This window comes from Streptomyces deccanensis, from assembly GCF_022385335.1.
Lineage (GTDB): Bacteria > Actinomycetota > Actinomycetes > Streptomycetales > Streptomycetaceae > Streptomyces > Streptomyces deccanensis.
Genome location: NZ_CP092431.1, coordinates 190625 through 211427 on the forward strand (window position 1 = coordinate 190625; position 20803 = coordinate 211427).

Here is a 20803-nt window from a genome sequence, read left to right on the forward strand (position 1 = left end):
GCACAGGGACCGACCGTCGCGCGCACCGCCGCCGAGGTCCCTATGCCGTCTGCCGCCCAGCCGTTCGCAGCTAGAAGGTCAGGTTCCAGGCGTCGATCTTTCCTGTGTCGGACGCGGCGTTGTCGTTGACGCGCAGCTTCCAGGTGCCGTTCGCGACCTCCGAGGAGGCGTTGACGGTGTAGGTCTGGGCGATGTTGTCGGCGCTGCCGCCGGCGCGGTTGTGGAGCGTGTAGACGGTGCCGTCCGGCGCCACCAGGTCGACCTTCAGGTCACCGATGTAGGTGTGCTTGATGTCCACGCCCACCTTGAGGGTGGCCGGGGCGTTGCCGGTCACGCCGGTGACGGCGATCGGGCTCTCCACGGTCGCGTTGTCGTTGACGGCGAAGTCCGCGAGGTTCTCGAAGTACTTGCCGGGCGTCGGGGTGGCCCCGACGGCCTTGAGGGCGTCGACCTGGCCCTCGCCGAAGAACGCGTTGTTGGCTGTCGTGCCCGTGCAGCGGCTGTCCGAGGGGCAGGCGATGTCGTTGGCCTGGGTGGCCAGCTTGGCGCGGATCTGCGCCGGCGTGATGCCCGGGTTGGCACTGGCGATGAGCGCCGCCACGCCGGCCACGTGCGGGGAGGCCATCGAGGTGCCGCTCTTGCTGCCGTAGCCGCCGCCGGGGACGGTGGAGTACACGTTGCTGCCCGGTGCCGCGATGTCGATGACGCCTTGCCCGTAGTTGGAGAACGAGGCCTTGGTGACGCCCGTGCCGTTGGCCGCGACCGTGACCACGCCCGGCAGTTCGGTCGGGATGTCGAGGCAGGCGTTGGTGATGGTGCGGGTGACCGGCGTCGAGTCGTTCGGGCTCGCGGAGTCGGTCGTCTTGTGGGCGAGGTCGTAGTTCTCGTTGCCCGCGGCGGCGACCTGGAGGGAGCCCTTGCTCTCGGCGTACTCCTGGGCGCGCTTGACGCCCTCGATGATGGCGGCCTGGTCGATGTTGTCCGGGCAGTTGAACTGCCAGGGGTCCGTGTAATAGCTGTTGTTGGTGACCTTGAAGCCGTGGTCACCGGCCCAGACGAAGCCGCAGATGGTGTTCTCGGCGAAGAAGAGGGAGGTGCCCGGCTCGGCGACCCGGACCGCGGAGATCTTCACACCGGGGGCCACGCCGACGGCGCCCTTGCCGTTCTTGGCCGCGGCGACGGTGCCCGCCACGTGGGTGCCGTGCGTGTCGACGTCCCGCCACGCGCCGGTACGGGTGTCGGGCTTGCCGTAGGCGCAGGAGACCGAGTCGGCCGCGTTGAAGTTGGGCGCCAGGTCCTGGTGCTGGTCGTCGACACCGGTGTCCAGGATGCCGACCTTGACCGAGGCGGAACCCGGGTTCACGGCCCAGGCCTGGTCGGCCTTGATCTGGCTCATGTCGGCCCGGACCGGTTCGCCGGCCGGGGTCGAGGCCTGGGACGGGTTGGGCGGGAGCGCCGGGTTGTACGCGTCGGCAGGGACGTCCGAGGTGCGCGTGGCGCCGACCTGCTGCACGCCGGAGACGCCGCGCATGGTGGCGGCGAATCCGCCGGCCGCCGAGTGGGCGACGATCACGCCGATGGCTTCGAAGTTGGAGAAGACGGTGCCGCCGTTGGCCTCGATCGCGGAGCGGACCGCCGAGTTGTCACCGGGGGCCGTGATCACGAGGTAGGCACGCGTGCCGGCCACCCAGTCCGCGCTCTGGGACGCGGGCACGGTGGCCGGAGCCTGGGCCTTGGCGGCCGGCGCTTTGGAGGGGGCGACGGGGAGCGTGCCCGCGAGGGCGCCCGGCGCGCCGAGCACGAGGGCGGCGCCGAGGGTGCCCGCCAGCACCAGCGTGCGTCTGGATCGGCTGAATATGTGGGGTATCAATGCGTCCTCCAGAGACGGCCCGGCCGCGCTGAGGGCACCGGCCGGACCGTACGAAACGAGTGGTGGATGCAAGATGTCAGGTGCATGCTCCTGCACGGAAGTACCTTTCCGTGCAGGGACGTTGCAGGAGCATGGCTGAAAAGCGACACAACCGCTCCCGCCGCGATTTTCGACGGACCGCTCCTGCCAGAGCATGCCGCTGCACACCAGCGTGAAGAACTCGGCCTGCGCTGACCGGACACCACGCCGCCCGAAGTCCCCGAAGCCGCCTCACCCCGAGGAGGCTTCGGCGTCAGGGAGACCGGCGCCTGGACGCCACCGTTCGAGGTGTTCAGGAGCTGTGGCACAACCGGGAGAAGGGTGTGGTCACCGGGGGCGCGGCCAGTAGGCTGCGGGCGCGGTGGAGATCCGCGAGCCGCCGCCCAGGGCCTTGGCGACGGCCGGCGAACCGCCGCACCACGGCCGTTGCGGGAGGGGAAGCGTGATGATCGCTGCGGAGTACGGCTATGAGGTGCTGCCGGGAGCGGCGGTGGACACCCCGGGCGTCGAGGACGTCCTGCGGCAGCGTGAACGCGGCCTCCGGTGGGGCATCCTCGCACTGACCGCCGAAGTGCTGCTGCTGGCGGCAGTCCTCTCCTGGGCGGGCCCCGGCTCCGCCCCGGGGTTGGTCACCGCCGCCTGCCTGGTCCCCGTCATCGCGGTCACGGCCGGGCTGACGCTGCTGTGGCGCCGGGCGCGACGCCGGGAGCGGCTGGTGATGTCCACCTACGGATGGCAGGTCTGGCCCGTGCGGACCCAGGAGGTCCGGGTGATCGCCGCCGAGGGCGAGCGGGTCCAGGGCCGCCGTTGGGGGACGGACGGGCGGGTGGTGTTGCTCCAGCCGGACGGCCAGAGCCACTGCTCGTTCCCCGTCCCCGCCGACGGCTGGGACGGTCCCCGCCCCAGTGGGCCCCGCCCGGCGGACCGGGTGTGGTTCGCCGGCGACACCCGGTTCGGCGGCATGATCGCCGAACCCGGCGGACTGCCCTTCCGCTACGTCGTCCGCTCCACGCCGGGCAAACGCCAGGGCACCGGACCCGAGGACGAACTCGCCCGCCGCGCGGGCCTGATGCCCCGCAACCGGCGGCGGTAGGCATTCCCGCCGCCTCCCGGCCGGATGCCTGACGTTGGATTGGGCGGGCGTGTTATACGAGCACCGACCGTCAACGAGGGGCTCCGGCGGGCCGCCGCGCGGGGCCCGCTCTCCGCGAGGCGCCCGCATGCCGCGCCGCCTGCGCGGGCTTCAGCGGTGCCGCGGGCTTCAGCGGTGTGCGGCGCGGTTCATCTCGACGACGTCGTCGAGGGTGGGGTTGTCGGGGAGGGCGGCGATCCGCTCGAGCATGCTGTCGCGGACGGCGGCGTCCTTGACGCGGTCGGCCGCGGCCAGGGCGGCGGGGAGTTCATCGAGGGTCAGCTCGGTGCAGTAGGCGGGGCCCATCGGCTGCTGGCGCCACGAGTCGGCCAGAGCACCGGCGTCGTAGGGGTCGAAGCCGGTGTCGTCGACCAGACTCATGGCCACCTTCTTCGCGTCCTCGGAGTCGCCGGCGACCGGGATGGCGATACGGCCTGCGGTGCCCGCCGGAAGGCCTCGGGTGCGCTGGGTCTCGGCCAGGGCGGCGTTCCACGCCTTGACCACGGGCCGGCCGAGGAGCGCGGAGACGTACACGCTCTCCACCTGGCCGCCGTCCTGCACCGCCTCGATCCGCCCGTTGAGGTGCGGGTAGTAGTTCGAGGTGTCGATCACCACGGTCTCGGCGGGGGCGGTGGCGATCAGCTCCGCCAGCTGCCCTTGCGCCCCGAACGGGATCGCCAGGATGATCGCGTCCCTGCCCTGGACGGACGCGTCCAGGGCCACCGCGCGGGCGCCCGCGTCCAGCACCTCGGCCGCGACAGCCTCGGGCCCCCGGGCGCCCGCCACCTGGACGTCGTGACCGGCCAGGCTCAGCTTGCGAGCCAGGTTTCCGCCGATCGCCCCAGCGCCGATAACAGTTATTTTCATGATTTGTCCATTCGAAGGATGAGCCACCCCCTGGGGGCGGCCTTGAGCGAGGTGCCGACCGCTAAACACGGCCTAGGCGCGGTCGTCCGGCTCGCGGTATCCGTGGGCGACGAGCGCCCGCAGCCGGTCGACCGACTCCCCCGTGGCGCCGGCGCCCTTGATCCAGGCGACCGAGCAGGCCGCGAGGAACAGGTCGTGGCCCGTCACCGACGGGCGTAGGTATCCGGTGCGCCGCGCGGCCCGCACGTATGCGTCGGTCGTGGCGATGAGCTCGTCGCAGGGGACGGTGAGCGGATTGCCCGGGTCCTGCGCCCGGGTCGCCGCCATGAGCGGTTCCGGCAGTCCGCTGTAGGCGCTGAGGTAGTCCTCCATCGCCCGCAGCCACTGCGTCAGCGCCGCGCCGGCGTCGTCGATGCCGGCGATGCCCTCGCGGCGGGCCGCCAGTTCCTGGGTGCGGGCGTGCAGTACGGCCGCCAGCAGGGCCTCACGGGTGGGGAAATGCCGGTACAGCGTTCCCGGCCCGACGCCCGCCTCCTTGGCGACCGCCTCCAGTGACGTACCGACGCCGTCCCGCAGGAAATGGCGCTGGGCGGCTTCCAGAAGGGCCGCGCGATTGCGCTGGACGTCGGCGCGGGGCTTGCGCCCCCGTTGCTCCGCGGCGTTCATACGCCCTCCTGCGCCCTCGGTGCGGTGACCCGAGCTCTCGGGTGGTGAACCATTAAAACGGAGGCTATCTCCGAATTGCGTCCACGATAAAACGGAGGCCGCCTCCGGTCAAGCGCGGGTTAGCTGATGATTGCCCCCATTTGGCATGGTTCAAGGTGATCGGGGCGGCGTATGCGGGGGACTCGGTGGGTCCAGACAGTGAGGAGTGGCCATCCCCAGGCCGCACGACGATGAGCTGGCCCGCCCGTTGGCGGATGACGGGCAGGGTTCGTCCCCGGAAGGTTCATCATGACCATCTCGATCAGCGAACAGGACGCTGCCCAGCTCGGAGGCGAGGACAGCATCCTGGTGCGACAGCGACGCGATCACGCCGACCTCGACGCGATGATGAACCGCTACGGGAGCGCCACCACCACGCCCGAGGAACAGAAGGAACTGTGGGGAGACATCGTGCAGTTGGTCTTCCGTCATGCCTTCGCCGAGGAGACCGTCCTGTGGCCCCTCCTACGGCGCGTCAGTGCCGACGGCCAGGCCCTCACAGCGCGGGTCGAGCAGGAACATCAGGAGATCAACGAGCTGATCGCTCAGGTCGAAAAATCACCGGACGATCCCCGCCGCTCCGCCGAGCGTTCGCCCTGATCTCCGAGGACATCCGTGACGAGGAGGACGAGCTGCTGCCCCGCATGCGTGACGCGCTCGGAGACCGCCGACTGCGGCAGATCGGAGCCGCCTGGGAGGCGGTGCGCGCCGGCGCGCCCACCCATCCCCACCCCGCGGTGCCGCGTCGCCCGCCCGGCAACGTGCTGAGCGGCCCCCCGCTCAGTGTCTTCGACCGGCTACGCGACCTTGCTCCCCTCACCTCCCCCGCCGCCCGCCGCGCGGCCCTGGTCACCGCCGCCACGGCCGCCGCGGCGGCCGGCGTCGTCGTCTTCGCGCGCCGCAGCGTCCGGCGCCACTGGAAAGCTCCAGGCGATCGCGCCGATCACTTACGACACAGCCCGACGGTCGTGCCTAGTCCCACCAGAACGACCAGGAAGCCCGTCCGGCAAGTTCCGTCGCGTACTCAGGGAAGGGGGGGCGGGTCATCGACGACGTTGGTCGCCGTCGACAGCACGTGCTCCAAGGCGAGTTGGTTCGCGTGCTCTGGTTCCACGGGAGGTCTCGCGACCGATACGTGCAGCTCGCTGCCGAACACCGCCACGACCCGGGCGCCGAAGCGGTCCTCCCAGCTCCGCAGGAGTGCACACAGCAGAGGCAGTGGTGCCTCCGCCGACCAGCCGATCAACGCCAGAGCATCGCTGCCGCGATCGGCAGGGACGAGAACGAGCCGACACTCGTCCACCCCGAACTGACCCGACTTCATGAGCCCGGCCAGCAGGCTTGACGCAGCCTCGTCCGGCGTCGGACCTGCGGCCGCGACCGGACTCCCCGGTGTCAGGCCCGGCCACTGTTCGAAGGGCGGCCCCGGGTCGTGCGGCCAGGGCTCGATGCCTTCGGGTACCGGGGCCGGCGTCGGGTCCGTCCAGAAGGGCAGCCTCCTGCCGCGGTACTCGGCGAAGTCCGCGGCCAGCACCTCCGCCAGGCGGACGGTGTCGACGTGGTCCAGGCTCAGCGGCCTTCCCATGGCATCGGGCCGGCACAGGAGGGGAACCAGGCCGTGTGCACTGTGCTCGCTCAGCAGGCGAGGCCACAGCCGTTCGGCGTCCTGGGGGAATTCGTCAGAGACCCACACCGGTACGGGGCGTACGGGGCCACGAGACAGGAACCGGCCGGGAGGCAGGCCGCTGGGCAGTGCGAACGACATGGCCACACCGTAGACCGTGGTACCGACAGCGCAGCCACCCGCAGGGCCACCCCGACTGCGGGACAGGGCAGTTGCCCCTGCCCCCGGTCAGTCGCGGAAGTGCGATGCCTCCCTGCGCCGACGGTCCACCTCGACGGCGAAGACGTCCGGACGGCTGTAGTGGCCGGCCGGGTCGAAGTTCTGACGCTCCTCCCGGACCTTGGCAAAGTCCAGATCGGCGATGACGAGACGCTCCTCGTCCACGACCGGCTCGACGATCCAGGTGCCGTCCGGGGCCGCCACGGCGGAGCCACCACGGCAGTAGTCGGTCACGCCGACCTCCTCCAGCTCGGCGCGCAGCGGGAAGTCGGCAGGGACGTCGGCCAGGGAGAGCAGCCCGTTGGCAGCGAGGTGGAACATCCTCCCCTCGCGGGCGATGAAGCAGGTGCTGTTGTCGGCGGTGTTGTGGGGGTTGCCGGGCCAGACACTGATGTGCAGTTCCTCGCCCTGCGCGTAGAGGGCGTGACGGGCCTGCGGCATCCAGTTCTCCCAGCAGTTCAGGCCTCCCACCAGGGTGGGGCCCACCTTGTGCACGCGCAGCCCGTTGCCGTCCCCGAGGCCCCAGACCAGTCGTTCCTCGTGGGTGGGCATGAGCTTGCGGTGGGCGCTGACGATGCCGGCGCCGGGGTCGATGGCGACCAGGGTGCAGAACACGGTTCCTCGGGCGGTACCGACTCCTCGTTCCGTGGTGCCGAGGTACACGAAGATGCCCAGGTCTCGTGCGGCTTCGGTGATCTGGGCGAGTTCCGGGCCGTCGAGCTCGACCGCAGCCTGCAGGTACGCGGCGTAGGCGCGCTTCTGCGCTGCGTCGTTGAAGCGGGCGCCGCCCGTGTGCTCCAGCCAGGACGGGTAGCCGGACAGGAAGGTCTCGGGGAAGGCGATCAGCTGTACACCCTGTTCGGCCGCGCTCTCGAGCCAGGCGACGACCTTCTTGGTCGTGGCTGACGAATCGAGCCAGTGCGGCCTGGCCTGTGCGGCGGCAACACGCATGTCGTTGTCTCCTGGGTCGCTTCGATGGGTGAGATGAGCGGCTGACGGGATCAGCCGACGGTGGGCAGGGCGGTCGGCGGACCGAGCGCGGCGGCCCCGCCGGCCATGCTGACTACACTGCGAAGATCTGCGAGCTGTCGGCGAACGCCTTGAACTCCAGGGCGTTACCCGACGGGTCCTTGAGGAACATGGTCCACTGCTCGCCGGGCTGCCCCTCGAACCGCAGACAGGGCTCGATGACAAACGTGGTGTCCGCGGCACGGAGGCGTTCGGCGAGTGCGTGGAAGTCGGGGACGGACAGGACGAGGCCGAAGTGCGGGACGGGTACGTCGTGGCCGTCGACCGGGTTGTGGACCGGCTCGCCACGCGGCGCCAGGTGAGTCACGAGCTGATGGCCACGGAAGTTCCAGTCGATCCAGGTGTCGGAACTGCGGCCCGGGCTGCAGTTCAGGATCTCGCCGTAGAAGCGGCGAGCCGCCGCCAGGTCGTCGACCGGCACGGCCAGGTGGAAGGGCGGGACCGGTCGTTCGTGCGTGGTCACGATTTTTTCCTTCCGTTCGGAAGAGTGGCGGTAGCACTGACAGTGAATGTCTGAATGTTAACATTGCTACATCGAGCAGCAAGGGTGAGCGAAGTGAGTAACCAGAGCGGCATCGCACCGGCCCGCCGACGCGGCATGGCGAACGAGGTCGCAGACCGTGTCCGCGAAGCGATCTTCTCCGGCGTCTACGCACCCGGAGCCCAGCTGCGCGAGGTCGAGTTGGCCACGGCCCTCCAGGTCAGCCGTGGCCCGGTGCGCGAGGCGCTGCTGAGGCTGGAGCGCGAAGGCCTCGTCCAGAGCGAATGGCATCGCGGGACCACCGTGACGAACCTGTCCGCACAGGACGCCGAGGAGCTGAACAGCCTCCGCGGGGCGCTGGAGCAGCTGGCCGTCGAACGCCTCGTGGAGCACGCCTCGGAGGAGGACCTGGCGTCCGTCCGGAGAGCCGTTGACCGGATGGCCCACGCCGAGGACGATCACGCGATCGTGCGGCTGGACCTGGAGTTCCACGACGCCGTCTACGCCGCCGCCCATCACGGCCGCCTGGAGAAGGCATGGCAGGCCATCCGCTCCCAGGTGCACCTGTTCCTGCTGATGCGCATGGGCCTCGGCGAGAACGACTACGCCCGGCACATCGAGGTCGAACACCGCGAACTCGCCGATGTCCTGGAGTCACGCGACACCGAGCGCGCCCTCCGGCTCTTCGCGGAACACAGGAGCCACGCCTTCGAACTCCTCAAGGCGGCGGACACGACGGAGTAGCCGAGCCTCCGAAAACTGGTTGATGGCGGCGGGAGTGTGTCTGACACTGTGCGGGTTTCAGTGACTCCCGTGAGGTCCTCATGACGATCTACTTCTACGGTGCCGACGAGGTTCCGTACGGATGCTTCTCGAACTTCTCCGATCATGGCTTCGACCTCGACGGGTTGTGGTGGCCCACTTCGGAGCACTACTTCCAGGCGCAGAAGTTCGCCGGCACCCGGCACGCCGAACTCGTCCGGCGCGCTCGTACTCCACTGCGGGCAGCCGAGCTGGGGCGTGATGCGTCCAAGCCTCTGCGGAGGGACTGGGAGCGGGTCAAGGACGACGTGATGCGCCGTGCGGTGGCGACCAAGTTCCGTACGCATGGCGACATTTGTGAGGTTCTGCTGTCCACCGGTGACGAAGAGATCGTCGAGGACACCACCGCGGATCACTACTGGGGGCGCGGCAGGACCGGGACCGGCAAGAACATGCTCGGAAAGATCCTCATGCGCACCCGCAGCCGACTCCGCGCCGAACTCGCCGAACTCGCCGAAGAACACAACGGTGTTGGCCGCCCTCGCCGGTAACTGAACCACATGTGCGGGATGCCAATGGCACCGGCTGGCGCGTCTGCGCCATGGTGCGGAGCAGCCGCTCACGGGGGACTCCAAGCGCAGCAGCAGCGACCCTCGCTGGTCTTATGACGGCGGCTCAGCCGGCGGCGGCCACCCTCGTCCACCGCTGCCGGGCGGCGGTGAGAAGCCCGTCGAGGTCGGCCGCGTCGTGAACGCCGCCGAAGGTGTAGTGGTCGGGTCGAGCCAGGACCGCCTCGCACGAGTGCTCGCTCAGCCAGGCGCTCAGGACGTTGGTCTCCTCCCGGTAGGCGCCCTGTCGGGCTGGTGCCGCGCCCTGGTGCAGGTGGACCAGCTCGACCGGGAAGCTTCCCTCGGCCCGATGCTTGCTCAGCGCGGCCGCCACGGCACTGTCGTCCGCCTCGTCCGTCAGCACAAGGCGGAAGGTGGTGCCGGTGAATTCGTCCAGCAGCGCGCTCCGTCCCGCACTGTCGGTGACCTGCGGCTGCGGCAGGATGTGGCCCCGGACGGGGAAGCGCTCAGGGGCGACGAATCCCCCGCTGAGGCCCGGGATGAGTGACTGACGGATCGTTCCCCGGGGCGAGGCCGCCAGCTCGGCCAGCAGTTCCGCGTCCCGTCGCGCGGCAGCAAGCTCGTCACGCTCGCAGATGATCCGCCCGAACTCCTTTGCAGCGGCCGTCACCTGGACGACATGGGGCTCACGCTCCAGTTGATACGTGTCGAGGAGATGGTCACCGGCACCGCCGCGCAGATGCGCGGCCAGCTTCCATACGAGGCCGGAGGCGTCCCGGATGCCCTGGCACATGCCCTGCGCGAGGAAAGGAGGCGTCATGTGGGCGGCATCTCCGAGGAAGAACAGCCGCTGGGCACGCCACTGCCTCAGAACGAGTGCGTGGAAACGGTAGGAGGCCGCCCGCCACAGGTCGTACTCCCCCGGCCGCAGCCACCGCGACAGAAGCGTACGGACGACGGTGGGATCGGTCATGTCCTCCGGGACCTCACCCTTGTTGATCATGAACTCCCAGCGGCGCAGACGGCCCGGCCCCACCACGTAGGTGCTGGGGCGTTCCGTCTCGCAGTACTGGACGTTGGTCCGGGGAAGCGTCTCCCCCGCGCCGGGCCGCAACAGGATGTCCACCACCAGCCACGGCTCGTCGAACTCCAGGTCGCGCATGGACAGCCCCAGTCGTGTCCGGGTGCGACTGCCGCCGCCGTCGCACGCGAGGACGTACCGCGCACGGTACGTCCGCCGTTCACCGGTGTCGTCCACCGCCTCGACGCGAGCGCCCTCGTCGTCGGCACGCACGTCCGTCACCGTCGTTCCGAGGCGCACCTCGACGCCGTCGGCGTCGGCGAGGCGCCGACGCAACGCGCCTTCTAGTTCGGGCTGGAGGAAGACGTAGTTGGGCGCCCAGCCCAGCGGATGGGGTGGTGGTGCGGTGTCGAGCCGCTTGATGACCTGTCCGTGGCGGTTGCGGTACTCGGACGGCCTGTACGGCATGGTGTGCGGCGCCAAGGCGTCGGCCAGGCCCAGGTTGGCGAAGACGCGCATGGCTTCATGGTCGAGGCCTATGGCTCGGGGCCGCGACTCCACGGCGGTGGCGCGATCGAAGGCCACGACGGACAGCCCGAGTTCGGCGGCCAGGTTGGCCGCTGTGGCACCGACTGGCCCCAGGCCCACGATCGCGACATCGGCATCGGCATCGGCATCGGCATCGGCATCGGCATCGGCATCGAATGAGTCACCCATGACATCCCCTTCAGTGGTCGGCGCCGCGCGACGGTGCGGCCGTTCCGGTCGTCGTGCCCGGCGCCCTCCGCACGGCGGTCAGGCGGACAGCGCGTCCAGCAGCCGGGGTGAGACCTGGAGCGCGGTGCGCTGCATCAGGTCCACCACGCCGCGGATGCCCGCCATCTCCGATCCGCCGCCGGCCCGCCCAGGGCCACCGTGCCGGAGGGCGGGGAGCGGCGATCCGTGCCCCGTGGTCTGTGCCATGTTCGTAGAGTCGAGCAGGTGGAGTCGCCCGTGCCAGGGTGCCGCCTGCTGGACGAAGGCGGTCGTCCAGGCGAGGTCGTCGCCCACCACGGAAGCGGCGAGACTGCCTCGGCCGCGCGCCACCAGGTCCATGGCGTGTGCCGTGTCGCGGTACGCCAGCACGGTCGCCGCCGGTCCGAACGGCTCGACCTCGTGCGGTGCGGCGGCGTCCGGGTCCGCGGAGACGAGGAGGGTGTCCAGGAAGGCACCCCGCTCGGCGTCCGCGTCCACCACGCGGACCTTGTCGGGGTCGCCGTGGACGAAGCGGCCGGACTCGGCGATCCGGCGCACCGCCCGGCGTACGTCGTCCCGCTGCGCGAGGCTGACGACGGCGCCCATCCGGACGCCCTCCGCGGTGGGGTTGCCGATGGTCACGCCGGCCAACTCGGAGGAGATCGCGTCGAGGGCGGCGGATTCGTGCTGGCGCGGGACGAGGACGCGGCGGATGGCGGTGCACTTCTGGCCCGCCTTGACGGTCATCTCGGTCACGACCTCGCGGACGAACGCCTCGAACAGGGGAGATCCGGGATCGACGTCCGGCGCCAGGACGATGGCGTTGACGGAGTCGGCCTCCGCGTTGAAGCGGACCGAGCGGGCCACCACGTTGGGGTGGGTGCGCAGCGTCGCGGCGGTGGCGGCCGAGCCGGTGAAGGAGAGCACGTCCTGTTCCCGCAGCAGGTCCAGGGCCGGGCGTACCGAACCCACGACCAGCTGGAGTGCTCCGGGCGGGAGGGTTCCGGACTCGGCGGCGATCCGCACGAGATGGGCGGTGAGGTAGGCGGTGGGGGTGGCGGGCTTCACCACACTGGGCAGTCCGGCCAGCAGCGCCTGGGCCAGCTTCTCCAGCGGGGCCCAGACGGGGAAGTTGAAGGCGTTCACCTGCAGCATCAGGCCCGGTGAGGGGGTGCAGAGGTGGACGCCGAGGAAGTCCTCGCCCCTGCCCAGCCGTTCGGCCGGTCCCTCGACGAGGACGGGGGCGTCGGGCAGTTCGGCCCGGGCCCGGGTGGCGTAGTCGCGCAGGACGCGGATGCCGCCGTCGACGTCGTAGCGGGCGTCGTTGAGGGTGGCACCGGCCCGGGACGACAGGGCGTACAGCTCCTCGCGTCGGGCTCGGACGGCGGCGGCGAGCGCGTCGAGGAGGTCGGCTCGCTGGTGGAAGGTGAGGGCGCGCAGGGTCGGTCCGCCGACGCGTCGTGCGTGGGTGAACGCCGCGTCGAGGTCGAGGCCTTCGGAGGAGACGTGGCAGACCAGGTCACCGGTGACCGCGTCGTGCACCTCGGCCGCCGACGCGTGCGTGGCCGTGGGCGTGGTCCAGGTGTCCCGCAGATAGCTCTGGAGCATGGCGAACAGACCGCTTTCGTCGGAGGGGAGACTTGCCTGGCAGGGGCAGAACGTCACGCGACCGGGTGATGGCCCCAGATGTCGGCGGTGTAGACGCGGCTCACCCAGGTGGCCTCGTCGACCTGCACTCCGCCCGCGCCGATCTCGATGCCGAAGCCGGCCGGCGAGTTCATGTAGAAGGAGAACATCCCGTCGTTGGCGTGCTTGCCGAGCGTCGCCATGAGCTTGACGTCGTGCTCACGTGTGCGGTCCAGGGCGCGCCCGACCTCCTCGGGGCTGGTCACCTCGCACAGGATGTGGTGGGTGCCCTCGTTCTTGTACGACCGGATGAAGGCGATGCTGTGGTGTCGGGGGTTGCAGCCCAGGAAGTAGAAGGTGCCCCACGGGTAGTCGGCGGTGTCGCTGAGCCGGAAGCCCAGGACGTCGCAGTAGAAGTCCACCGCCTCCTGCACGTGCGGCGTCTTCATCACCACGTGTCCGAGCCCCTGCTCCCCGGTCACGAAGTCCACGCCCAGCGGTGAGACGAACTGGCTCGGGGCGAGGCGGCGGCCGCAGAACAGCTCGGTGCGGATGCCGAGCGGGCCGGTGAAGTGCACCATCCGGGCCACCTGGCGGTCCTGGCACTCCTCTTCGGTGCCGACGGTGACGTCGATGCCGGCTTCCTTGAGGCGCACCGTCATCGCCTCGATCGCCATGTGGTCGCGGACCTCCCAGCCGATGACCGTGACGCCGCCGGTCTCCGCCTCCGTCAGCCACATGCGGAACGGGTGCTGGTCCATCCGCAGCCGGTGACGTACGGGCCCTTCCGGGTCTCCGGGCTCGACCGCGAGGCCTATCACTGTGCGGGCGTAGTCCGCCCATGCTGTCGGGTCGGGCGTGCCGATGCCCACGTACCCAAGGCTCTGGATCGTCATGACGACGACGTTATTTGTTAGACCCTTGACGGTCAAGACTCTGACGAATACGTTGACGCCATCGAGCCGAGGAGGATCCAGTGCCCGAGAAAGCCCGCGTGCGGCCCGTCGACGAGGCCGATCTGCAGGAGAAGACCCTGGCGTCGCTGGCGCCGTACCGCGATCAGGACGGCCGGATCTACACGATCTGGGCGACCCTGGCGCACCACGAGGACGCGCTGCGCCGCTTCCTCGTCTTCGGCAACCACGTGCTGGGCAAGAACACCCTGCCGCTGAGGTCCCGCGAGCTGATGATCCTGCGGATCGCCGCCCGGGCGGGGGCGGCATACGAGTGGGACCAGCACGTCCGCATCGCCCGCCGGGCGGGGCTGACCGACGGGACGCTCCTCGCCGCCGCGACCGGCGCCTGGGACGACCTCGACGAACTCGACCGGGTACTGCTCGGCGCCACCGACTCGCTGCTCGACCGCCAGAGCGTCGACGACGAGCTGTGGAGCCGTCTGGAGGCGCACCTGAGCGTCGAGCAGATCATCGACGTCCTCTACACCGTCGGCCAGTACCTCACCATCGCCACCGTCATCAACACCCTCGGCGTCCAGGTGGAGGGCGAGGCCGCCCTGCCCCTCCCCCAGCTCCCCGACCACAAGGAAGCAGCCGCATGAAGCTCGCCAACCTCGCCGGCCGCCCCGTCGTCGTCCGCGACGACCGCGCCCTCGACATCGCCACCGCCAGCAAGGGCGCGATCGAGGCCCGCCTGGAGGTCCTCTCCGACCTCTCCCTCCACGACGAGCTGCGTACGCTCGCCGAGCGGGCCGCGGAGGCGGACTGGCAGCCGTTCGACCGGCGTGACCTGGGCCGGGTCGCCAAGCCGTACAAGGCGATCGGGGTGGCCCTCAACTACCGGGCGCACGCCGAGGAGTCGAACCTCCCCGTGCCCGACGAACCGTCCGTGTTCGCCAAGTTCGCCTCGTCCGTCGTCGGCCCCTACGACGACATCGTGGTCGAACCGCAGTACGACAAGGTCGACTTCGAGGCCGAACTCGTCGTCGTCATGGGCAGGGTCGGCAAGAACATCTCCGAGGCCGACGCCTGGTCGTACGTCGCGGGCGTGACCGCCGGGCAGGACGTCAGCGACCGGCGCGAGCAGTGGCGCAAGCCGATCAACCAGTTCACGCTGCCGAAGTCGTACGACACCTTCAGCCCGATCGGCCCCTTCCTGGTCACCGTCGACGAGTTCGAGGACCCCGACGACATCGAAGTGGCCGGCTGGGTCGACGACCTGGAGGTCCAGCGAGGCCGGACCTCGGACCTGATCTTCCCGGTGCCCGCGCTGATCGCCTGGCTGTCGAAGCGGGTGACGTTCGAGCCCGGCGACCTGATCTTCACCGGGACCCCGGCCGGCTGCGGTGTCCGCCGCACTCCGCGGCTGTACCTGACCGAGGGCAAGGTCCTGCGTACGGAAGTCACGGGCGTGGGCACTATGGTCAATCCGGTCGTCGGCGGCTAGGCAGAGGGAAGGGCGGGAGATCGTGACGGACACCGTGCGCGAGACGGAGATCGCCGGCGCGAGCCGGACCCGGGAGTTCTCGGAGCTGCTGCGCCACCACCATCGTGAGCTGGGCACGACCGAGCCCCGGGACCTCGACGCCATCGAGATGGTCACCGATCTCACCCGCCTCGAAGCCCGGCTCACCAAGGACTTCGAGAAGCACGTCCACCGGCCGCTCGGCCTGACCTGGGCGGGCTTCCGGATCCTCAATGCCCTGTGGGTCTACGGCCCGCTCGGCCAGCAGGACATCGGCCGGGTCTCCGGATCCACCCGGGCCAGCATCTCCAGCGCGCTGGCCACCCTGGAGAGCCGGGGCCTGGTCACCCGCGAGCGGGTCGAGTCCGACCGCCGCCAGCTGTTCGTGGAGCTCACCGCGGAAGGCCGCGAGACGCTGCGCCAGGCCATCGAGGCCCAGACCAAGCGCGAGCGCGCCTGGACCGGCGTACTGCGCGACGACCAGCTCAGTGAGCTGGTTCACCTGCTGCGCACCCTGGTCAATCAGGACACTCCGGCCGCAGACTGACCGGCACACACCGGCCACTCACACCACGCGGACTAGGGCCCGCGCAGATCACTCACTCTCACGTATTCGTCAGGACTCTTACTGTCACACCTCTAACGTCCAGAGCTTGTCAGCAGGTGTTTCTCAAAGGAGAGAATCATGGTCCGTCGTGTCGTCACCGGTGTCGATCCCAGTGGCAAGCCCGTGATCGTCAGCGACGGAGAGCCGCCCGTCTCACGTCAGTACACCCACACCCCCGGCTTCGCCCGTTCCCTGGTGTGGAACACGACGGCTCCCGCCGCCCCGTCGGCCGACCCGACGGAGACCCTGAAGTCCTATGTGCCGGCCCCTGGCGAGACGATCGCCCTGACCGTCACCTTCCCGCCGGCCAGTGTCTACGCCGACCCGTCCTGGGATCCCGCCGCCGCTGCGGCCGAGCAGCTGGAGGGCACGCCCGGTCTCGCCGAGCTGTTCGAACCGGAGAACCCGGGGATGCACACGACCCCGACGGTGGACTACGGCGTCGTGCTCGGCGGAGAGATCGTCCTCGATCTCGACGGCGGGGAGACCACGGTCCTCAGACCTGGTGACCTCTGCGTGCAGAACGGCACGCGCCACGCCTGGCGCAACCTCGGCACCGAGCCCGCCACGGTGTTCTTCGTCCTGATCGGCGCGGAAACCTCGTCATGAGCGCCCCCGCCACCGGCGGAAGCCACGCCGGCGCCCCCGCCACCGCGGCACCCGGCGCACCCGTCGTCGACCTCGACCTCGCCGACCTGCGCCGGGACCCCTATCCCGCCTACGCACGGCTGCGCGCCGAGGCACCGCTCGCCTGGGTGCCCTCCGTGGGCCGTCACCTGCTCACCCGGTACGACGACATCGTCCACGCCGAGAAGCTGCCCGAGGTGTTCAGCTCGCGCGAGGAGGGCTCGCTCCTGCTGCGCACCGTCGGCCCCAACATGCTCCGCGAGGACGACCCGGAACACCGGCGGCTGCGGGCCGCGGCCGAGCCGCCCACCCGGCCCCGCCAGGTCCGGAACCTGTGGGCCGGGGCCTTCGAGAAGACCGCGCACGAGCTGCTCGACCGGATCGCCCGGCGCGGCGAGGCCGACCTGATCGCCGACTTCGCCGAACCCCTCGCGGCGGCCAACCTGGCCCTGGTCCTCGGCCTGCGCAACGCCACGGCCGGCGACATCGCCGACTGGTCGCGGGCCATGATGGCCGGCAACAGCAACTACGCGGACGACCCCGACCTCTGGCTGCGCGCCGAACGGGCGACCCGGGCCATCGAGGACGCGGTCGCCGAGATCGCCGCGGCGGTCCGGCGCGAGCCCGACGGTTCGGTGATCTCCTCCATGGTCAACGCGGCCGAGCCGGTGGGGCTCACCGAGATCCAGAACAACGTCAAGGTCATCATCGGCGGCGGCGTCAACGAACCGCGTGACGTCTTCGGTGTGGGCGCCTGGGCTCTGCTGAGCCGCCCCGACGTCCAGCGCCGGGTGCTCGGCGAACCGGCGCTGTGGAAGCGGGTGTTCGAGGAGACCGCCCGCTGGGTGTCACCGATCGGTATGTACCCGCGCCAGCTCACCCAGGACCACGACATCGCCGGTGTGCGGCTGTCCGCCGGGAGCCGGGTGGCGTTGGTGATCGCGTCCGGCAACCGGGACGAGTCCGTCTTCGAGCGTGCCGACGAGTTCGACATCGACCGCCCGCACCGCCCCCACCTCGCCTTCGGCGGCGGACCGCACTTCTGCATGGGCGCGTGGGTCGCGCGCCACGAGGTCAGCGCGCTCGCCTGGCCCCTGGTCTTCGACCGCCTCAAGCAGCTCCGCCTCGTCGAGGGCGCGGCTGACCGCGTGGAGGGCTGGGTCTTCCGGGGCCTGACCTCACTGCACGTCACCTGGCAAGCCGCCTGAACCCGGCAAGCACCTGAGCCGTCCCCACCGGGAGGACTTCATGCCCATCGTCATCTTCGAGCTGCCCGACGGCACCCAGCGCAAGGTCACCGCCGACTCGGGAACCGTGCTCATGCAGGCGGCCGTGTCCCACGGAGTCGACGGCATCGTCGCCGAGTGCGGCGGCAACGCCTCCTGCGCCACCTGCCACGTCTACGTCGACGCCCGGCACAGCGAACTGGTGGGGCCCCCGAACGACGTCGAGGACGAGATGCTCGACTTCACCGCCGCCGAACGCCGGCCCACCAGTCGGCTCAGCTGCCAGGTCCAGCTGTCCGACGCACTCGACGGCCTGGTCGTGCGGGTACCCGAGGAGCAGGTATGACGCGCACAAGCACCGCGGGTGTGGTCGTCGTCGGCGGTGGACAGGCCGGGTTCAGTGTCGTGTCGACCCTGCGCTCCTCCGGCTACGACGGGCCGGTCACCGTCTGTGCTTCCGAGCCTCATCTGCCGTACCAGCGGCCGCCGTTGTCGAAGAAGGCGCACACGGATCCCGTCCGCGTCGAGCTGGTGCCGGAGTCCTTCTACCGCGAGCGGGACATCGATCTGCGGCTCGGTGATGCCGTGGTCGCCGTGGACATCGCCGCCCGCGCCGTGACCACCGCCTCGGGAACCCGTCTGCCCTACGAGCACCTCGTACTGGCGACCGGCGCACGCAACCGGCCGCTGCCCGTCGCCGGCGCCGAGCTGGACGGCGTCCACGCCCTGCGCTCACTCGACGACGCCCTCACCATCGGCCAGGCGCTGACGACGGCCCGCGAGGTGGTCGTCGTGGGCGGCGGGTTCATCGGGCTGGAGCTCGCCCAGGTCGCCCAGGCCCGGGGCGCGCGCGTCACGGTCGTCGAGCTGGCCGAACGGCTGCTGAGCCGGGCCGTCTCCCCGCAGGTGCAGGAACATCTGCGGGAGCGGCACGAGAGCAGCGGCGTACGGATCCTCACCGGGACGGCCGTGCAGGCCATCGAGGGCGCGGACCACGTACAGCGAGTCGTCACGGACCGTGGCGTGCTGCCCGCCGACCTCGTCGTCTACGGCATCGGCGCCGTCCCCCGCGACGAGCTCGCGCGGGACGCCGGTCTGGCGGTGGACGACGGCGTGATCGTCGACGATCAGCTCCGCTCGGTCACCGATCCACGGGTCTTCGCCGTGGGTGACTGCGCTCGCCACCCGCATCCGTGCGCGGACGGGCTGGTCAGGTTGGAGTCCGTGCAGAACGCCACCGATCAGGGGGCCCTGGTCGGCCGCCGGATCGCCGGTTCCGCCCCCGTGCCGTACACGAACCTGCCGTGGTTCTGGAGCGACCAGGGAGACATCAAGCTCCAGATCGCCGGACTCCGCGCGAGCACCGACGACGTCTACCTCGCGACCGGAGACTCCCCGGAACGGCTGGCGGCCTACGCCTTCCGCGACGACCGGTTGGTGGCCGTGGAGACGCTGAACTGGCCCGCGGAGCACCTGGCCGCCCGGCGGCTGCTGGAGCAGAGCGCGCCGGTGTGCGCCGCCGACCTCGTGGGATCGACACTCGGCGCCCTGACCCGGGCTCGACGGGCGGCGGGGGTGCGCGGATGAACGACTGGTTCGGTGCCCATCTCGTGGCGAGCGCGGCCGAGGCCGGTTCGCGACCCGCTCTGGTCTTCCAGGACCGTTCCTGGACCTACGCCGAGCTGGATCTGGCCATCCGGAACACCGTCGCCCGTCTCCACGGGTTCGGGGTGCGCGCGGGCGATCGCGTGGTGATGCAGGGAGCGGCCCGTCCCGAGGCCCTCGTCACGATGTTCGCGGTGACCCGGATGGGTGCGGTCCTCGTCCCCGTCCACCCCCAGCTCACCGGCGCCGAGCTCGCCGTCATCCGCGAGGAGACGGCGCCGCGAGCGGTCGTCGCCGAGGCCGGGTTCGCGGAGGCCGGGTTCGCCGAGGCCGGGTTCGCCGAGGCCGGGTTCGCGGAGGCCGGGTTCGCCGAGGCCGGGTTCGCCGAGGCCGGGTTCGCGGAGGCCGGGTTCGCCGAGGCCGGGTTCGCCGAGGCCGGGTTCGCCGAGGAGGTCCTCACGTGGGAGGTGCTGCACCCCGTCGACGAGCCTTCCGCGCCCGCGATCGAGGCGCCCCCTCCCCCGGCCGGGGACGACATCGCGGTCATCGCGTTCACCTCAGGAACGTCCGGGCGCCCCAAGGGAGTTGCGCTCACCCACGACAACCTGCGCTGGAGCATGGTCAACGGCCTGAACCGGCTGCCCGTCGGCCCGGACGACGTCGCTCTCGTCTCCACGCCGCTGGCCCACGTGGCCGTGCTGGGCGGGCTTCCGCAGTACACCTGGGCCCGTCGCGGAACGGTGGTCCTGGCGCCGAAGTTCGACCCGGATCTGTTCATCGATCTGGTCCGTGACCACCGGGCGACGTGTGCCTTCGCCGTACCGGCCATGGCGGCCCTGCTGACCCGTCACCCCCGCTTCCCGGGCGAGGACCTCGACGGCCTGCGGTGGCTGCTCTCCGGCGGAGCACCCGCCCAGACCGCGACCAGGGAGCGCCTCCACGAGCGCGGCATCGCGGTCGTGGACTCCTACGGCCTGACGGAGACCTGCGCGGGGGTGACGTACTCCGCGCTCGACACGACTGCCGTGGCCGGACACCCGGCGCCCCATGTCGAGCTGCGGGTCGTCGATCCGGCGGGGGCCCCCGCCCCGGTCGGCACGGCGGGCGAGATCTGGGTGCGCGGTCCGTCGGTCGCGTCGGCGTACTGGACGTCCGCCGGGACACGGCCGGTGACGGACGGCGAGGGCTGGTTCCGCACCGGGGACCGGGGGCTCTTCGACAGCGAAGGCCGGCTGGAGGTCGCCGGCCGGGTCAAGGACACCATCATCACCGGCGGCGAGAACGTCGACCCCGCCGAGGTCGAGAACGCGCTGACCGACTTCCCGGGTGTCGTCGAGGTCGCGGTGTCCGGGACACCGGATCCGGTCTGGGGCGAGCTGGTGACGGCCTTCCTGGTCACGGACGCCGGCGAACCGACCCTGGACGACCTCCGCGCCCACCTCGACGGCCGGCTGTCCCGGCACAAGTGGCCGCGGCGCCTGTGCGTCGTGCCCGCGCTGCCGCGCGGAGCCACCGGAAAGCTCCAGCGGCAGCGCCTCACCACCCTGCTCGACGTCTGATCCCCGTCCGAGCCCTTCCCGCTCCCCCACTCCCCCCACGCACACGCCGCCGGTACCTCCGGCGACAGCTCCCTCACCA

Annotated in this window: 21 protein-coding genes; 12 read left to right on the forward strand and 9 right to left on the reverse strand. The window is 70.8% G+C overall.

The window, feature by feature from the left end:
• Positions 1 to 70: 70 nt before the first annotated feature.
• On the reverse strand, positions 71 to 1831 hold the full coding sequence (locus L3078_RS00930; RefSeq protein ID WP_239749962.1) for a S8 family peptidase: 1761 nt from the start codon (positions 1829 to 1831) through the stop codon (positions 71 to 73).
• Positions 1832 to 2354: 523 nt separating this feature from the next.
• On the opposite strand from L3078_RS00930, the gene L3078_RS00935 reads away from it, so the two are divergent.
• Positions 2355 to 3002 carry a hypothetical protein gene (locus L3078_RS00935; protein ID WP_239760155.1) on the forward strand — a complete coding sequence of 216 codons (648 nt, stop codon included), beginning with the start codon at positions 2355 to 2357 and terminating at the stop codon, positions 3000 to 3002.
• 168 nt (positions 3003 to 3170) lie between these two features.
• On the opposite strand, the gene L3078_RS00940 is transcribed toward L3078_RS00935, so the two are convergent.
• Both L3078_RS00940 and L3078_RS00945 read right to left on the reverse strand, forming a co-directional pair.
• Positions 3171 to 3908 (reverse strand): NADPH-dependent F420 reductase, encoded by a 738-nt coding sequence (locus L3078_RS00940; protein WP_239749964.1) that lies wholly within the window; start codon positions 3906 to 3908, stop codon positions 3171 to 3173.
• 72 nt (positions 3909 to 3980) lie between these two features.
• A complete protein-coding gene (locus tag L3078_RS00945) occupies positions 3981 to 4574 on the reverse strand; it encodes a TetR/AcrR family transcriptional regulator (RefSeq protein WP_239749965.1) in 594 nt (197 codons plus the stop codon).
• Between the two features lie 288 nt (positions 4575 to 4862).
• On the opposite strand from L3078_RS00945, the gene L3078_RS00950 reads away from it, so the two are divergent.
• Positions 4863 to 5213: a hemerythrin domain-containing protein gene (locus tag L3078_RS00950; protein ID WP_239749966.1), complete on the forward strand. Its 351-nt coding sequence runs from the start codon at positions 4863 to 4865 to the stop codon at positions 5211 to 5213.
• A 424-nt stretch (positions 5214 to 5637) separates the two neighbouring features.
• Here the strand turns inward: L3078_RS00950 and L3078_RS00955 are convergent, their stop codons facing one another.
• The 3 genes from L3078_RS00955 to L3078_RS00965 form a co-directional block, all read right to left on the reverse strand.
• Positions 5638 to 6378, reverse strand: a complete 741-nt coding sequence (locus L3078_RS00955) for a DUF4253 domain-containing protein (protein WP_239749967.1) — start codon at positions 6376 to 6378, stop codon at positions 5638 to 5640.
• Between the two features lie 87 nt (positions 6379 to 6465).
• On the reverse strand, positions 6466 to 7407 hold the full coding sequence (locus L3078_RS00960; protein WP_239749969.1) for a carbon-nitrogen hydrolase family protein: 942 nt from the start codon (positions 7405 to 7407) through the stop codon (positions 6466 to 6468).
• A gap of 112 nt (positions 7408 to 7519) precedes the next feature.
• Entirely contained in the window at positions 7520 to 7948 is a 429-nt protein-coding gene (locus L3078_RS00965; protein WP_239749971.1) for a VOC family protein, read from the reverse strand.
• 93 nt (positions 7949 to 8041) lie between these two features.
• On the opposite strand from L3078_RS00965, the gene L3078_RS00970 reads away from it, so the two are divergent.
• The gene (locus L3078_RS00970; protein ID WP_338059448.1) at positions 8042 to 8710 is read left to right on the forward strand and encodes a GntR family transcriptional regulator; all 669 of its coding nucleotides are present in this window, start codon (positions 8042 to 8044) and stop codon (positions 8708 to 8710) included.
• Positions 8711 to 8790: 80 nt separating this feature from the next.
• Positions 8791 to 9279 carry an NADAR family protein gene (locus L3078_RS00975; RefSeq protein ID WP_239749972.1) on the forward strand — a complete coding sequence of 163 codons (489 nt, stop codon included), beginning with the start codon at positions 8791 to 8793 and terminating at the stop codon, positions 9277 to 9279.
• A gap of 124 nt (positions 9280 to 9403) precedes the next feature.
• Here the strand turns inward: L3078_RS00975 and L3078_RS00980 are convergent, their stop codons facing one another.
• From L3078_RS00980 to L3078_RS00990, 3 genes are all read right to left on the reverse strand, one after another.
• On the reverse strand, positions 9404 to 11035 hold the full coding sequence (locus L3078_RS00980) for a bifunctional 3-(3-hydroxy-phenyl)propionate/3-hydroxycinnamic acid hydroxylase (protein ID WP_239749973.1): 1632 nt from the start codon (positions 11033 to 11035) through the stop codon (positions 9404 to 9406).
• Between the two features lie 78 nt (positions 11036 to 11113).
• Positions 11114 to 12718 carry a phenylacetic acid degradation bifunctional protein PaaZ gene (paaZ, locus tag L3078_RS00985; protein ID WP_239749974.1) on the reverse strand — a complete coding sequence of 535 codons (1605 nt, stop codon included), beginning with the start codon at positions 12716 to 12718 and terminating at the stop codon, positions 11114 to 11116.
• Positions 12715 to 13575 (reverse strand): VOC family protein, encoded by an 861-nt coding sequence (locus tag L3078_RS00990; RefSeq protein ID WP_239749977.1) that lies wholly within the window; start codon positions 13573 to 13575, stop codon positions 12715 to 12717. Before L3078_RS00990 ends, paaZ begins: the two co-directional genes overlap by 4 nt.
• 80 nt (positions 13576 to 13655) lie before the next feature.
• On the opposite strand from L3078_RS00990, the gene L3078_RS00995 reads away from it, so the two are divergent.
• The 8 genes from L3078_RS00995 (at position 13656) to L3078_RS01030 (ending at position 20724) form a co-directional block, all read left to right on the forward strand.
• Positions 13656 to 14237, forward strand: a complete 582-nt coding sequence (locus tag L3078_RS00995; RefSeq protein ID WP_239749979.1) for a carboxymuconolactone decarboxylase family protein — start codon at positions 13656 to 13658, stop codon at positions 14235 to 14237.
• Entirely contained in the window at positions 14234 to 15082 is an 849-nt protein-coding gene (locus L3078_RS01000) for a fumarylacetoacetate hydrolase family protein (RefSeq protein WP_239749980.1), read from the forward strand. Before L3078_RS00995 ends, L3078_RS01000 begins: the two co-directional genes overlap by 4 nt.
• A 22-nt stretch (positions 15083 to 15104) precedes the next feature.
• Positions 15105 to 15647, forward strand: a complete 543-nt coding sequence (locus tag L3078_RS01005) for a MarR family winged helix-turn-helix transcriptional regulator (RefSeq protein WP_239749981.1) — start codon at positions 15105 to 15107, stop codon at positions 15645 to 15647.
• 138 nt (positions 15648 to 15785) lie between these two features.
• A complete protein-coding gene (locus L3078_RS01010) occupies positions 15786 to 16316 on the forward strand; it encodes a cupin domain-containing protein (protein WP_239749983.1) in 531 nt (176 codons plus the stop codon).
• Positions 16313 to 17542 carry a cytochrome P450 gene (locus tag L3078_RS01015; protein WP_239749986.1) on the forward strand — a complete coding sequence of 410 codons (1230 nt, stop codon included), beginning with the start codon at positions 16313 to 16315 and terminating at the stop codon, positions 17540 to 17542. The genes L3078_RS01010 and L3078_RS01015 overlap by 4 nt, the downstream gene beginning before the upstream one ends.
• A gap of 40 nt (positions 17543 to 17582) precedes the next feature.
• A complete protein-coding gene (locus tag L3078_RS01020) occupies positions 17583 to 17906 on the forward strand; it encodes a 2Fe-2S iron-sulfur cluster-binding protein (protein WP_239749988.1) in 324 nt (107 codons plus the stop codon).
• Positions 17903 to 19147, forward strand: coding sequence for an NAD(P)/FAD-dependent oxidoreductase (locus L3078_RS01025; protein WP_239749989.1), 1245 nt, complete (start codon positions 17903 to 17905; stop codon positions 19145 to 19147). Before L3078_RS01020 ends, L3078_RS01025 begins: the two co-directional genes overlap by 4 nt.
• On the forward strand, positions 19144 to 20724 hold the full coding sequence (locus L3078_RS01030; RefSeq protein WP_239749990.1) for a class I adenylate-forming enzyme family protein: 1581 nt from the start codon (positions 19144 to 19146) through the stop codon (positions 20722 to 20724). Before L3078_RS01025 ends, L3078_RS01030 begins: the two co-directional genes overlap by 4 nt.
• The last annotated feature ends 79 nt before the right edge of the window (positions 20725 to 20803 follow it).

Excerpts from the sequence above, each read along its gene's own strand:
- L3078_RS01020 (WP_239749988.1), top strand. The coding sequence starts at position 17,583 with ATGCCCATCGTCATCTTCGAGCTGCCCGACGGCACCCAGCGCAAGGTC.
- L3078_RS00960 (WP_239749969.1), bottom strand. The coding sequence starts at position 7,407 with ATGCGTGTTGCCGCCGCACAGGCCAGGCCGCACTGGCTCGATTCGTCA.
- L3078_RS00980 (WP_239749973.1), bottom strand. The coding sequence starts at position 11,035 with ATGGGTGACTCATTCGATGCCGATGCCGATGCCGATGCCGATGCCGAT.
- L3078_RS01025 (WP_239749989.1), top strand. The coding sequence starts at position 17,903 with ATGACGCGCACAAGCACCGCGGGTGTGGTCGTCGTCGGCGGTGGACAG.
- L3078_RS00935 (WP_239760155.1), top strand. The coding sequence starts at position 2,355 with ATGATCGCTGCGGAGTACGGCTATGAGGTGCTGCCGGGAGCGGCGGTG.
- L3078_RS00955 (WP_239749967.1), bottom strand. The coding sequence starts at position 6,378 with ATGTCGTTCGCACTGCCCAGCGGCCTGCCTCCCGGCCGGTTCCTGTCT.
- L3078_RS01000 (WP_239749980.1), top strand. The coding sequence starts at position 14,234 with ATGAAGCTCGCCAACCTCGCCGGCCGCCCCGTCGTCGTCCGCGACGAC.
- L3078_RS00940 (WP_239749964.1), bottom strand. The coding sequence starts at position 3,908 with ATGAAAATAACTGTTATCGGCGCTGGGGCGATCGGCGGAAACCTGGCT.
- L3078_RS01030 (WP_239749990.1), top strand. The coding sequence starts at position 19,144 with ATGAACGACTGGTTCGGTGCCCATCTCGTGGCGAGCGCGGCCGAGGCC.
- L3078_RS00945 (WP_239749965.1), bottom strand. The coding sequence starts at position 4,574 with ATGAACGCCGCGGAGCAACGGGGGCGCAAGCCCCGCGCCGACGTCCAG.
- L3078_RS00990 (WP_239749977.1), bottom strand. The coding sequence starts at position 13,575 with ATGACGATCCAGAGCCTTGGGTACGTGGGCATCGGCACGCCCGACCCG.
- L3078_RS01010 (WP_239749983.1), top strand. The coding sequence starts at position 15,786 with ATGGTCCGTCGTGTCGTCACCGGTGTCGATCCCAGTGGCAAGCCCGTG.
- L3078_RS00975 (WP_239749972.1), top strand. The coding sequence starts at position 8,791 with ATGACGATCTACTTCTACGGTGCCGACGAGGTTCCGTACGGATGCTTC.
- L3078_RS00950 (WP_239749966.1), top strand. The coding sequence starts at position 4,863 with ATGACCATCTCGATCAGCGAACAGGACGCTGCCCAGCTCGGAGGCGAG.
- L3078_RS01015 (WP_239749986.1), top strand. The coding sequence starts at position 16,313 with ATGAGCGCCCCCGCCACCGGCGGAAGCCACGCCGGCGCCCCCGCCACC.